The sequence below is a fragment of the Paenibacillus sp. TC-CSREp1 genome (genome assembly GCF_050171015.1).
GTDB lineage: Bacteria > Bacillota > Bacilli > Paenibacillales > Paenibacillaceae > Paenibacillus > Paenibacillus silvae.
This window is the reverse complement of the sequence record NZ_JBNOKM010000001.1, coordinates 389,506-402,442: the sequence shown is the minus strand read 5'-3', so window position 1 is coordinate 402,442 and position 12,937 is coordinate 389,506. Positions and strand designations below refer to the sequence as shown.

Here is a 12,937-nt window from a genome sequence, read left to right as displayed (position 1 = left end):
TTTAACCGAATCTATTATGCTTAGGTGGTGGAAAGTGGGGCAAAGTGGGGGAAATGGGTGAGGGGTGAGTGGACCAATGTTTATGGGAGAGTTTCAGCATAGCATTGATGATAAAGGTCGGGTTATCATTCCGGCTAAATTCCGCGAATCACTCGGACCTTCTTTCGTTGTCACACGAGGTTTGGACCAGTGTCTTTTCGTGTACCCCATGGAGGAGTGGGGGATCATGGAACAGAAGCTCAAAGCACTGCCACTGATGAAATCTGATGCACGTGCGTTTACCCGGTTTTTTTTCTCAGGTGCAACCGAATGTGAACTGGACAAACAGGGCAGGGTAAATCTGCCGGGCAACTTGAGAGAGTTCGCCAAACTGGACAAGGATTGTGTTGTTCTTGGCGTGTCCAACCGGGTGGAGATTTGGAGCAAAGGCATATGGGAGAGTTATTTCAATCAATCCGAGGAAGCATTCAACGACATTGCCGAAAAGCTGGTCGATTTTAATTTTGACTTATAACGTTAGGAGGGGTGCAGGTTGTTTCACCACATCACCGTACTCAAAGAAGAGGCAACCGAGGGACTAAACATCAAGCAGGACGGTATATACGTGGACTGCACTTTAGGAGGCGCGGGACACAGCTCTGTCATTGCATCCAAGTTAGGTCCGGGGGGACGTCTGATCGCACTGGATCAGGATGATTGGGCTTTGGATAATGCACGAGAGAAGCTCGCTGCTTATGAAAACCAGGTTACATTGGTGAAAACCAATTTCAGGGATTTGGAACAGGTTCTCAAGGACCTTGACGTTCCGATGAAAGATGGCATACCGCAAGTTGATGGAATTTTGTATGATCTGGGGGTTTCCTCTCCACAATTTGACGAGGGAGAACGCGGGTTCAGCTACAATCACGATGCACCGCTGGACATGCGTATGGATCAGGATGCTTTTCTGACAGCCAAAGAGATTGTGAATGAGTGGCCGGAAGAAGAGATTGCCCGGATTCTCTATCGTTACGGGGAAGAGAAGTTTTCCAAACGGATCGCTCGCGTCATTGTGGAGAAGCGCAGTCAGTCCGAGATCGAAACGACAGGTGAGCTTGTGGAATTGATCAAGGAAGGTATTCCGGCAGCTGCCCGCCGAACCGGTGGACATCCTGCCAAACGAAGTTTTCAGGCGCTGCGTATTGCTGTGAATGATGAACTGGGTGCTTTTGAAGAAGGGCTGCATCAGGCTGTTCGTTGTCTCGCGCCAGGGGGGCGCGTATCTGTGATTACCTTCCATTCCCTTGAGGATCGGATATGTAAGCAGATCTTCAGCAGTTATCTTGAAAAATGCACATGTCCACCTGACTTTCCGTTATGTGTATGCGGCGGCAAAGGGACCCTGCGTCTCGTGAACCGAAAACCGCTGACTCCAACGGAGGCGGAACTTACTGAAAACTCTCGTGCGCGATCAGCCAAGCTGCGTGTAGCTGAGAAATTGTAGAACAAAAATGGAGGAGGAGCCTTCGAATGGCATATACACGTGGCAATCTAGCGGTAAAACCAAAAGCACAAGAGCGTGTAACGCAGCAGAGGTATAAGGAAACCACCAAAGTAGTTACACGTCGAACGGGTCTGCCAGCTCGCGAAAAGTTTCTATATCTGCTCACGCTTATAGCAGTGATTGTTGTGGGGGGAATGCTGATGTCTCGCTACGCACATATTTATGATCTGAACAAGCAGGCCCAGTCCACCATTGCAGATGTCAAGAAAGATCAGAATGCAATTGCTGATTTGCAAGTGGAGAAGGAAAGACTGAACAATCAGGTAATAGAAAATGCAAAAGCTCTAGGTTACGTTGAAGCTTCCGACAAGGATGTTATTTTTGTACCTCGCACAACAACGACAAACACATCAACGGGTGCTGAATCATCCTCGAATGCAGCTAGCAGCAAATAAAGAGGTGTTTCGATGGTAAAACGAATAAAAATGCGCACGTTGTTAATAGGGGGATTTATTACCCTCTTTTTTCTTGTACTCGTAACACGTATATTTTTCATTCAGGTAGTCAATGGCGGCGAATGGCAGGAACGGGCAGCAGGTCTGATTGAGAGGGAACAGACGATCAAGGCTGCTCGGGGAACAATTACAGACCGCAATGGCAATGTGCTCGCCACGGATTCACCGGCCTACACGGTTTCAGTGAACCCGCTTTTGATTAATCAATTGGGCATTGAGGACGAAGTGACACAGAAGCTGTCCGCTTTGCTGAAAAAAAATGAGAGTGAGATGCGTGCTCTTGTTACAGCGAAGAAGGATGATGGAGAATTCTTTCAGCAGCGTGAAGTGCGCAGTGAAGGCTACAAAATCAGCCCCGAGCTTGCTGAAAAGGTTAAAGCACTGCGTGAAGAGCTGCAGGATGAGTACAAGGCTGGTAATGCAATTGTCATGACACAGGAATCCAAGCGTTTTTATCCTGAGCAGACGCTGGCTTCTCATGTGCTCGGTTATATGAGCCGTGATGGTAAAGCAGTCAATGGGCTTGAAGTATCATACAACGATGTTTTGACAGGCACAGACGGCTATTTGAACTATCAGAAGGATGCCAAGGGCATCAAGCTTCCAGATTCACAAGATAGCTACCTGCCACCTCAAAACGGTAAAAACCTGAAGTTGACGATTGATGATACGATCCAGCTCTATATTGAGGAGGCCATGAAAGAGACGGTTGCCAAGTATAATCCGCTTAGTATGACCGTCATTGCTGCCGATCCGAACACGATGGAAATTCTGGGCATGGCCAATTGGCCAACCTTTAATCCGAATACGTATGCGTCCACGCCGGATCAGAAAAACTTTATCAACCATGCAACGCAGTCCATCTATGAACCGGGTTCCACGTTCAAAATTGTTACCCTTGCGGGCGCCGTGGAAGAGAAGCTGTTTGATCCAAATGCGATGTTTGAATCAAAACCAACACGTATTGGTGGCTATACCATCAGTGATAATGGGCATTCCTATGGATTAATTTCTTATCTTGAAGGCGTCAAACGCTCCAGTAACATTGCTTTTGTTAACCTTGGTTATAAAATGCTTGGAGGAGAACGGTTGCGCCACTATATTGATGAGTTCGGTTTTGGTAAAAAGACGGGTATTGATCTGCCAAGTGAAGCAGCTTCGCCAATCAAACCACTGATTTATAAATCGGAAATTGCTACCGCTGCTTACGGTCACGGTCTCGTTCAAGTAACTCCGATTCAGCAGTTAGCTGCCATCTCGGCCGTTGCCAACGGCGGAAAGTTAATTCAGCCTCACCTGGTGAAGGAAATTATTAATCCGAATGACGGTTCAACAGAAGTGATCAAACCGAAAGTTGTTCGTCAAGTGATCTCGAAAGAGTCTGCCAAGCTCGTCAGCGGGTATCTGGAACAGGTCGTGGCAGATCAGACGATGGGTACAGGTCGCAATGCCTATATTGAGGGCTACCGAGTTGCAGGCAAGACGGGAACAGCGAGAAAGGTTATTAATGGTCAATACAGCAAAAGCAAAGATGTCGTTTCGTTTATCGGTTTTGCACCAGTCAACAATCCGAAGATTGCCATGCTGATTGTTATTGACCAGCCAGATGGTACCAACATTGGGGGAGGCACTGCGGCTGCTCCGGTGTTCAAAAAGGTTGTAAGCCAAACGCTGCAATATATGGGTGTTCCGAAAGATACCGCCAAAACGAATGACAAAAAGTCAAAAGAAACGGTTGTATTGCAGGCCAAGGCTCCAGACTTGAGTGGTAAAACAGCGAAGCAGGCCAGAAGTCAGCTTCTGAACTCAGGTATCGCTTATGTAACACTGGGTCAGGGCGAAAATGTCATTCGACAGTATCCGCAGGCCGGGGCTTCGATGAATCCGGGTCAGCGTGTGTATCTGCTCACTGAGGAAAGCAGCAAGATGAAGGTGCCTGATCTGACCGGTGAATCCCTGCGTGATGCTTTAGAAATACTTTCACTCATGAAGGTGGGAGTTACAACCAAGGGTGAGGGATACGTTGTGAAGCAAAAGGAACAGGTGTCAGGCGAGCAGCGTACAGTACAGCTGACGTTACAGACAGCGAAGGCCGCTGTAACCGGCATCGCTGATGACGCGCCAGATTCATCCGATCCGGACGCAGAGAAGAAGGATGAGAACGCGAAAACCAATGATAAGGTTGCAACGGAGGAGAAAGACGAGTCTGGGGGAACCCAGAGTCAAAGCGACTCCCAAAAGCAGACAAATCAGGAAGCAACCTCGGATTCATCAGCCGGTGAAGGGGCTTCGCTTCCATAAGCTTCATAGACAGCTTGTTCTAACCCCCGGTTGTCCTGAATATTCATGAATGAGACAGTTCATGATTTTGGGACGAGTGGGGGGATCTTTTCGTGAAGGGATCAAGTGTGAATCTGCGGCGCAGGCTGCTGTGGAGTTTATTGATTTTGGTGATGTTATTCTCAGCCTTGGTAATCAGGCTTGCTTATGTACAGTTGGGTCAAGGCCCGGAATTATCGGCAAAAGCGGAGGAATCCTGGCGCCGTAACATACCTTACACAGCCAAAAGAGGAGAGATCCTTGATCGAAACGGCACCGCTCTGGCCTATAACGTAACTACTCCGACAATTATGGCGATCCCGGCTCAGGTCAAGGAAGCCGAGACAACGGCTCGTGCACTTGCACCGTTATTGGGGATGACGGAAGAAAAAGTGCTGGCAACCATCAAGAAAAGAGAGCTAATCGTACGACTACAACCCGGCGGCCGCAAAATTACGATGGAGAAAGCTCAGCGCATCCGTGATTTGAAGCTTCCGGGTATCGTTGTTGCCGAGGATAATAAACGTTTCTATCCGTATGATGATCTGGCCGCCCACATTCTTGGATTTACAGGTATCGACAATCAGGGGCTGACGGGTGTGGAGAAAAGGTATGATGACAAGCTGAATGGTCTGAATGGCAGTGTATCCTACTTGTCCGATGCGGCCGGAAGGCTTATGCCGGGCTCATCCGAGAAGTATGTGGAACCGAAGGATGGGCTTAATCTCAAGCTGACGATTGATAAATCCATTCAGTCGATTATGGAACGTGAGCTCGATCAGGCTATGGTCAAGTTTCAGGCCAATTCCGCTCTGGCGATTGCCATGAATCCCAAGACAGGCGAGATTCTGGGGATGTCGAGCCGCCCGGGCTACGAGCCGGCAGATTATCAGCAATACCCGTCGGAGATTTATAACCGCAATCTGCCCATCTGGATGACCTATGAACCAGGTTCAACCTTCAAGATCATTACACTCGCTGCTGCGCTGGAAGAAAAAAAGGTGAATCTGCAGCAGGATCAATTTTTTGATCCAGGCTTTGTCGAGGTCGGCGGTGCGCGTCTGCGCTGCTGGAAGAAGGGGGGGCATGGAAGCCAGACCTTCCTTCAGGTGGTAGAAAACTCTTGTAACCCGGGCTTTGTCGCTTTGGGACAAAAGCTTGGCAAAGAGTCCTTGTTTTCCTACATCCGAAATTTCGGTTTTGGTACCAAAACGGGAATCGATCTTAGCGGTGAAGCAAGCGGTATCCTTTTTAAATTATCCAATGTAGGTCCTGTCGAGCTTGCCACAACGGCTTTCGGTCAAGGTGTATCTGTAACGCCTATTCAGCAGGTAGCTGCAGTATCCGCTGCGATCAACGGAGGCAAGCTCTACAAACCTTATGTGACGAAGGCCTGGGTACATCCCGAAACCGGAGAGGTATTGGAGGAAGTGAAGCCCGAGCTGGTTCGTCAGGTGATCTCGGAGAATACATCCAAGCAAGTGCGAGAAGCGCTTGAAAGTGTCGTAGCCAAAGGTACAGGACGTCCGGCATTTATTGACGGGTACCGGGTCGGCGGCAAAACGGGTACAGCTCAGAAGGTTATTAATGGACGTTATTCCTCCACCGAGCATATTGTATCTTTTATCGGATTCGCTCCAGCCGATGACCCGCAGATCGTTGTATATACTGCAGTGGATAATCCCAAGGGCATTCAATTCGGGGGTGTGGTTGCCGCTCCGATTGTGCAAAATATTCTGGAGGATTCACTGCACTACATGAATGTGCCTGTACGCAAGGATCAGCTTTCCAAAGAGTATAAATATGGTGAAACCAAAATTGTGACGGTTCCTGATCTTACCGGCGCAACGGTTGCAGATTTGTACGAGGACCTGAACATGAATTTTATGTTGGCAAAGTCCGGCAGTGGCAAATATGTAATTAATCAGGCACCCAAACCCGGGGCGAGGGTGGATCAAGGCTCAACGATACGCATATATATGGGTGACGTGCTGAAGGATGGGCATGACCATAGCAAGGACGAATGAGTGGGCAGGCGCGGGTTTCAGGCTTACACCGCAACAAAATTCTTTAAAGTGCGTTTCATTATTTGGTGATATGGCCGATATTAATAATGCAGCGTATCCGTTAATTACAGAAGTCTATTTGAAAAGTGAGGTTATTCATGTGCTTTTAAACCAATTTGAATCCAAGTTGACGACCGCTCGTCTCGTAGGCGACTCCAATATAGAATGCCACAACCTTCAGACAGATTCCCGGCAGGTTCAGCCGGGTGATCTGTTTATCTGTCTTCCGGGGCATACGGTGGACGGTCATGATTATGCTGCAAAAGCAGTGGAAGCTGGAGCATCAGCTCTTGTGGTGGAGCGTCAGCTGGATCTGCCTGTGCCGCAGCTGATTGTCAAAGACAGCCGTTTTGCAATGGCAGTTCTTTCGGACTTCTTTTTCGACTCGCCAAGCCGCAAAATGAAAATGATTGGTGTAACAGGCACCAACGGCAAAACAACCACTACGTATTTGATCGAGAAAATTATGAGCGATTATGGTCAGAAAACGGGGCTAATCGGTACGATTCAGATGCGCTATGATGGGCGTACATATCCGATGTCCGGAACAACGCCTGAGGCGCTTGATCTGCAGCGCAGTCTGCATGATATGGTTCAGGCCGGTACGGACTGCTGCGTGATGGAGGTTTCATCTCATGCGCTGGAGCAGGGGCGTGTCAAAGGTACAGATTTCCGCACAGCGGTATTCACCAACCTGACGCAGGATCACCTGGACTACCATCACTCGATGGAGGAGTATCGTGGAGCTAAAGGGCTCTTCTTTGCACGGCTGGGTAACACTTACGCTGATGAAGCTTCCCGTCGCAAATATGCGGTAATCAACGCAGATGATCCGGCATCGGCATATTTTATTTCAGTAACAGCTGCTGAAGTGATTACATACGGCATGGGGGAAAAGGCAGACGTGCGTGCTTCTGAAATCTCGATCACAGCTCAGGGAACGTCATTCCATGTAGATACCTTTGCAGGCAGCACTGACATTGGGCTGCGTATGGTAGGCAAATTCAATGTGTACAATGCAATGGCAGCAATCTCTGCAGCACTGGTGGAGGGGGTTCCACTGGAAGAGATCAAGCGCAGTCTGGAAACTGTTCCAGGCGTGGATGGCAGAGTGGAGGCCGTTGATGAAGGGCAGCCTTACGCCGTTATCGTCGATTACGCTCATACACCGGATGGACTCGAAAATGTACTGCGTACCGTCAAAGAGTTTGCAGCAGGACGAGTGATCTGTGTGTTTGGCTGCGGCGGTGACCGTGATCGAACCAAGCGGCCGTTGATGGGGAAAATTGCTGCGAAATATAGTGATTTTGTGCTGGTAACTTCCGACAATCCGCGGACAGAAAATCCGGATTTGATTCTGAAGGACATTGAACAGGGGCTGATTGAAGATGCTGTTCCGGCTGAGCAGTACACTTTGATTGTGGATCGGCGTCTGGCAATCCAGGAAGCTATTGAAATGGCAAGCCCAGACGATGTAGTATTGATTGCGGGCAAGGGTCACGAGACTTATCAGATTATCGGTACGACCAAGACTGATTTTGATGACCGAATCATAGCCAAAGAAGCGATAAGGGGCAAATCCAATTGATAAAACGAACATTGGCGCAAATCGCCGAAATGTGTGGCGGTACAATAAATGACGCTGCCGTCTATAGCGGAGTTATGGCCGAAGGGGTGTTTACCGATTCCCGTAAACCGGTGAAAGGCAGTCTGTTTATCCCTTTGGTTGGTGAACGTTTTGATGGACATGAATTTGTGCAGGCATGTCTGAAGCAGGGAGCTGCGGGTGCCATGTGGCAAAAGGATCACGGACTTCCGCCGCAGGGCGCTGTTATTATCGTCGAGGATACACTCACCGCTTTGCAGTCACTTGCTTCAGCCTATCTGGCCGAGAGTCAGGCGTCTGTCGTAGGCATCACGGGCAGCAACGGCAAAACAACAACGAAGGATATTGTAGATGCTCTTCTCTCCACAACATTCAAAGTGCATAAAACGCAGGGCAACTTCAATAATCATATTGGCCTGCCCTTGACGGTATTGAGTATGCCCGAGGATACAGAGATAATCATTCTGGAAATGGGCATGAGCGGCCGGGGCGAAATTAAAGAGTTGTCTCTGATTGCGCAGCCCGATGCTGCAATCATTACAAACATTGGTGAATCACATCTGCTGCAGCTTGGATCAAGACTCGAAATTGCGAGAGCCAAGGCTGAAATTGCCGCGGGATTGAAAAAGAACGGGCTGCTCATCTACAACGGAGACGAGCCTTTGATTGCTCAGGTGCTGGGTGAGTCCGAGACCAGACAGCCAGAGAACATGCAGCGATTTACCTTTGGCCTGCAAGCCGGGAATGATGATTATGCAACAGGGCTGATGAACGCGCAGAATAGCATGGTGTTTACAACGAAGCAGTCCGGGGAGCAAGCATATACCCTTCCGCTGCTGGGCACGCATAATGTGGTCAACTGCCTGGCTGCGATGGCTGTGGCACGTCATTTTGGCGTTACCTCAGAGAATATGGCGGCGGGTTTATCACAGCTGAAGCTGACAGGCATGCGTATTGAGGTGACACAGGCGGTTAGTGGGCTGACTCTCCTGAATGATGCATACAATGCAAGCCCCACTTCGATGAAGGCGGCCATTGATGTGTTGGAAGGTCTGAAAGGATACCGGATGAAGGTTGCTGTGCTCGGAGATATGCTTGAATTAGGTCCTCAGGAAGAGCAGCTTCATCATGAGATAGGCATGTATATTACCCCTGCCAAAGTGGATAGAGTGCTGGTATACGGACCGTTATCCCTGCATATTGCCGAGGGAGCGAGGAAGCATATGGCGGCAGATGCTGTGCATGCCTTTGACAGCAAAGAAGCGCTGACCCGTTATTTGCTGGAGCATCTTCACGCCAGAGACGTTGTTCTGTTCAAGGCCTCCCGAGGCATGAAGCTGGAGGATGTGGTTCAGGCACTGCAGACAGCACCATTACACAATCGAGTAGACTAGAGGGGTGAACCCATGGATTTCCAAGTATTACTGTTAACAATCGGCGTTTCATTTATTCTGGCGGTGATTGCCGCACCGCTTCTCATTCCGCTGCTGCGCCGAATGAAATTCGGGCAGCAGGTCAGAGAGGATGGACCTCAGAGCCATCTGAAAAAAAGCGGGACACCAACGATGGGCGGAGTTGTGATTTTACTTGCCTTCACGTTGGCTTTTCTTAAATTCTCGGCGGTCAAGAACACCGATTTTTATGTGCTGCTTGTCGCAACGCTGGGATTTGGACTCATTGGGTTTCTCGATGACTATATCAAAATTGTATTCAAGCGCTCGCTTGGACTTACAGCCAGACAAAAAATGCTGGGACAGCTGCTCTTTAGTGCCCTGATGTGTTATTTGCTTATTCAAAATGGACACAGCACCGCGATTTCCATTCCCGGAACCTCGGTTTCATTTGACTGGACAGGATGGTTCTATTATCCGTTTGTTGTATTTATGATGCTTGCCATTACGAATGCGGTGAACTTCACGGACGGACTTGATGGTTTGCTTTCTGGAGTCAGTGCGATTGCGTTTGGTGCCTTTGCTATTGTAGCGATGCAGGCAACGTCAATGCCAGCCGCCGTGTGTGCAGCTGCGATGATTGGAGCTGTTCTTGGTTTCCTAGTCTACAATGCACATCCAGCCAAGGTATTTATGGGCGATACGGGCTCACTCGGAATCGGGGGAGCAATCGGTGCGATTGCTATCGTTACGAAGACAGAGCTTCTCTTCCTCGTCATTGGAGGTATTTTTGTCATCGAGGTTCTCTCTGTCGTGATCCAGGTCGTATCTTTCAAGACCCGTGGCAAACGTGTATTCAAAATGAGTCCCATTCATCATCATTTTGAGCTGAGTGGCTGGTCAGAATGGCGGGTTGTCATTACCTTTTGGGCGGTAGGTGCGATTTTGGCCGCTCTTGGACTTTATCTCAACAAGGGGTTGTAAACTATGAACCATCCAGAAACCTATCGCGGACAGCAAGTGGTTGTGCTTGGACTTGCAAAGAGCGGTGTACAAGTTGCCAAAGTGCTGCATCGTGCCGGGGCAATCGTTACGGTAAATGACAAAAAAGAAAGAGAACAGTGTCCCGAAGCTTCCGAACTGGAGGCTTTGGGAATTTCTGTTGTATGCGGTGGACACCCGACTGACCTCATTCATGATCAGGTGAAGCTGGTTGTGAAAAACCCGGGCATTCCTTACCATGCCGCTCCAGTGCAGCAAGCGCTGGAATTAGGAATTGAAGTGGTGACAGAGGTAGAAGTGGCGTACCATCTCTGTGCAGCACCTATGATTGGCATTACAGGCTCTAACGGAAAAACAACAACAACAACCTGGGTTGGGAATATGCTGGAGCAAGCAGGCCTGAAGCCTATTGTTGCCGGCAATATTGGCACTCCACTCTGTGAGGCGGCTGAGCAGGCTACGCCCGATAACTGGATGGTGGTAGAACTGAGCAGCTTCCAGCTGAAAGGCACCGTTGAGTTTCGACCGCGCATTGCTGCGCTGCTTAACGTGGCAGAGACTCATCTGGATTACCATGGAGATATGGAGGATTATGTCGCTTCCAAAGCAAAGCTCTTTGCAAACCAGCAAGCAGATGATGTTGCTGTTCTGAATTGGGATGATGCGGTCTGCCGTGGGCTGGTTCCTTATATCAAAAGCAAACTGATTCCGTTCTCGCTGACTGAACGACTTGAGACAGGAGTATATGCTGACCCGCCATATGTGGATGACCAGGAGGATGATGTGAAACGTCAGGTGGTCTACGCAGATGACCAGGGCAAGAAGCTTGTCATCATGGACATAGAGAACATTGGCCTTCCCGGCCGCTTTAATGTGGGCAACGCACTTGCTGCTGTAGCGATCGCCGTTGCGGCTGGTGCTGATCCTGCACAGCTGGCTGCGCCCCTTGCTGAGTTCAAAGGCGTTGAGCATCGACTTGAATATGTGCTGGAGCACAATGGCGCAGCGTATTATAACAATTCCAAAGCAACCAATTCCAAAGCAACGGTAATGGCATTGAATTCCTTTAAGAAACCGGTTGTGCTCATTGCGGGCGGCCTGGATCGTGGCTCGGATATGATGGAGCTGCTGCCAGTGTTCGAAGATCGTGTCAAAGCGGTCGTACTGCTGGGTGAAAATCGGGCCAAAATTGCCAAAGTCGCAGAGCTTGCCGGACTAAAGCAAATTAAGGTCGTCGATAATGAGGAGGACGCTGCCCGTACATTAACGGCTGCCGTTCAAGAGGCAGCAAGGCTTGCTGCACCGGGTGATGTTGTTTTGCTGTCACCTGCATGTGCAAGCTGGGACATGTTTGCTTCGTATGAAGAACGGGGACGCATTTTTAAACAGGCGGCGCATAACTTGTAAGTAGGGGGGTGGAAAAGCCCCTACTTCCATGCAAGGGGTGGCCTCCTGATGAAACAGACGCGACCGGCGCCGGACATTTGGCTCCTGATTTGTATTTTGGCTTTGCTTGCCATCGGCATCATCATGGTATACAGTGCAGGTTCGGTGCTTGCTTTTCGCAACTATGGCGATTCATTCTATTTTGTGAAAAGACAGGTTTTGTTCGCCGTACTGGGACTGGCAGCGATGTTTGTAACAACGAATGTGGATTACAGGGTATGGAGGAAATATGCCAAGCCCATTTTAATTGTTTGTTTTATTATGCTCATTGCTGTGTTAATCCCGGGGATTGGTGTCGTTCGTGGAGGTGCACGTAGCTGGCTGGGCATCGGGTCCTTTGGTATTCAACCCTCGGAGTTTATGAAACTGGGCATGATCCTGTTTCTTGCCCACTGGCTGAGCAAAGATCCTGGCAAGATTCAGACCTTTACAACGGGGCTGCTTCCTCCCTTGGGGCTCATGGGGGGCGCCTTTGGCATCATTATGCTGCAGCCGGATTTAGGTACAGGCACTGTAATGATGGGAGCTTCCATGCTTATCATTTTTACAACGGGTGCACGCATGAAACATCTGGCTTTGCTTGCATTAGGGGGAGTGGCAGGTTTTGCGGCATTGATCGTGGCTGCGCCTTACCGTTTGCAGCGAATTACTGCATTTCTGGACCCGTGGTCCGATCCGCTTGGGGCAGGGTATCAGATCATTCAGTCACTCTACGCCATCGGTCCGGGTGGACTGGCAGGTCTCGGTCTGGGCATGAGCCGGCAAAAGTACAGTTATGTGCCTGAGCCGCAGACGGACTTTATTTTCAGCATTTTGGCAGAAGAGCTTGGTTTCATTGGTGGAATAATCGTTTTATTATTGTTTCTGGTACTGGTGTGGAGAGGCATGCGTGTAGCGATGACCGTTCCAGATGCCTTTGGCAGTCTGCTGGGCGTGGGCATTATCGGCATGGTTGCCGTGCAGGTCATTATTAATATCGGTGTCGTGATTGGCCTGATGCCTGTTACGGGCATTACACTGCCGCTGATTAGCTATGGTGGATCATCCTTAACGCTTATGCTGACAGCACTAGGTATATTATTGAATTTATCCCGTTATGCGAGGTGACT

The 12,937-nt window shown here is 49.4% G+C and carries 10 protein-coding genes; all 10 read left to right on the top strand.

Annotated elements, in window-relative coordinates:
* Positions 1–76 precede the first annotated feature (76 nt).
* The 10 genes from mraZ (at position 77) to spoVE (ending at position 12,935) form a co-directional block, all read left to right on the top strand.
* Positions 77–514 carry a division/cell wall cluster transcriptional repressor MraZ gene (gene mraZ, locus ACQSGY_RS02040; protein WP_427050558.1) on the top strand — a complete coding sequence of 146 codons (438 nt, stop codon included), beginning with the start codon at positions 77–79 and terminating at the stop codon, positions 512–514.
* Positions 515–532: 18 nt separating this feature from the next.
* A complete protein-coding gene (gene rsmH, locus ACQSGY_RS02035) occupies positions 533–1,483 on the top strand; it encodes a 16S rRNA (cytosine(1402)-N(4))-methyltransferase RsmH (RefSeq protein ID WP_145404085.1) in 951 nt (316 codons plus the stop codon).
* A gap of 26 nt (positions 1,484–1,509) precedes the next feature.
* Positions 1,510–1,938 carry a hypothetical protein gene (locus ACQSGY_RS02030; protein ID WP_427050477.1) on the top strand — a complete coding sequence of 143 codons (429 nt, stop codon included), beginning with the start codon at positions 1,510–1,512 and terminating at the stop codon, positions 1,936–1,938.
* Positions 1,939–1,950: 12 nt separating this feature from the next.
* Entirely contained in the window at positions 1,951–4,299 is a 2,349-nt protein-coding gene (locus tag ACQSGY_RS02025; protein ID WP_427050476.1) for a penicillin-binding transpeptidase domain-containing protein, read from the top strand.
* 92 nt (positions 4,300–4,391) lie between these two features.
* Positions 4,392–6,344 (top strand): stage V sporulation protein D, encoded by a 1,953-nt coding sequence (locus ACQSGY_RS02020; protein WP_145404082.1) that lies wholly within the window; start codon positions 4,392–4,394, stop codon positions 6,342–6,344.
* 70 nt (positions 6,345–6,414) lie between these two features.
* Complete coding sequence (locus ACQSGY_RS02015) at positions 6,415–7,971, top strand: UDP-N-acetylmuramoyl-L-alanyl-D-glutamate--2,6-diaminopimelate ligase (RefSeq protein WP_427050475.1); 1,557 nt, start codon at positions 6,415–6,417, stop codon at positions 7,969–7,971.
* Positions 7,971–9,383: a UDP-N-acetylmuramoyl-tripeptide--D-alanyl-D-alanine ligase gene (locus tag ACQSGY_RS02010; protein ID WP_427050557.1), complete on the top strand. Its 1,413-nt coding sequence runs from the start codon at positions 7,971–7,973 to the stop codon at positions 9,381–9,383. Before ACQSGY_RS02015 ends, ACQSGY_RS02010 begins: the two co-directional genes overlap by 1 nt.
* 12 nt (positions 9,384–9,395) lie before the next feature.
* Entirely contained in the window at positions 9,396–10,364 is a 969-nt protein-coding gene (mraY, locus tag ACQSGY_RS02005; RefSeq protein WP_123062528.1) for a phospho-N-acetylmuramoyl-pentapeptide-transferase, read from the top strand.
* Positions 10,365–10,367: 3 nt separating this feature from the next.
* Complete coding sequence (gene murD, locus ACQSGY_RS02000) at positions 10,368–11,789, top strand: UDP-N-acetylmuramoyl-L-alanine--D-glutamate ligase (protein WP_427050474.1); 1,422 nt, start codon at positions 10,368–10,370, stop codon at positions 11,787–11,789.
* Between the two features lie 48 nt (positions 11,790–11,837).
* Complete coding sequence (gene spoVE, locus ACQSGY_RS01995; protein ID WP_427050473.1) at positions 11,838–12,935, top strand: stage V sporulation protein E; 1,098 nt, start codon at positions 11,838–11,840, stop codon at positions 12,933–12,935.
* Positions 12,936–12,937 lie beyond the last annotated feature (2 nt).

Coding starts and splice junctions, on each gene's coding strand:
- ACQSGY_RS02015 (WP_427050475.1), top strand. CDS start 6,415: ATGGCCGATATTAATAATGCAGCGTATCCGTTAATTACAGAAGTCTAT.
- ACQSGY_RS02030 (WP_427050477.1), top strand. CDS start 1,510: ATGGCATATACACGTGGCAATCTAGCGGTAAAACCAAAAGCACAAGAG.
- murD (WP_427050474.1), top strand. CDS start 10,368: ATGAACCATCCAGAAACCTATCGCGGACAGCAAGTGGTTGTGCTTGGA.
- ACQSGY_RS02025 (WP_427050476.1), top strand. CDS start 1,951: ATGGTAAAACGAATAAAAATGCGCACGTTGTTAATAGGGGGATTTATT.
- spoVE (WP_427050473.1), top strand. CDS start 11,838: ATGAAACAGACGCGACCGGCGCCGGACATTTGGCTCCTGATTTGTATT.
- mraY (WP_123062528.1), top strand. CDS start 9,396: ATGGATTTCCAAGTATTACTGTTAACAATCGGCGTTTCATTTATTCTG.
- mraZ (WP_427050558.1), top strand. CDS start 77: ATGTTTATGGGAGAGTTTCAGCATAGCATTGATGATAAAGGTCGGGTT.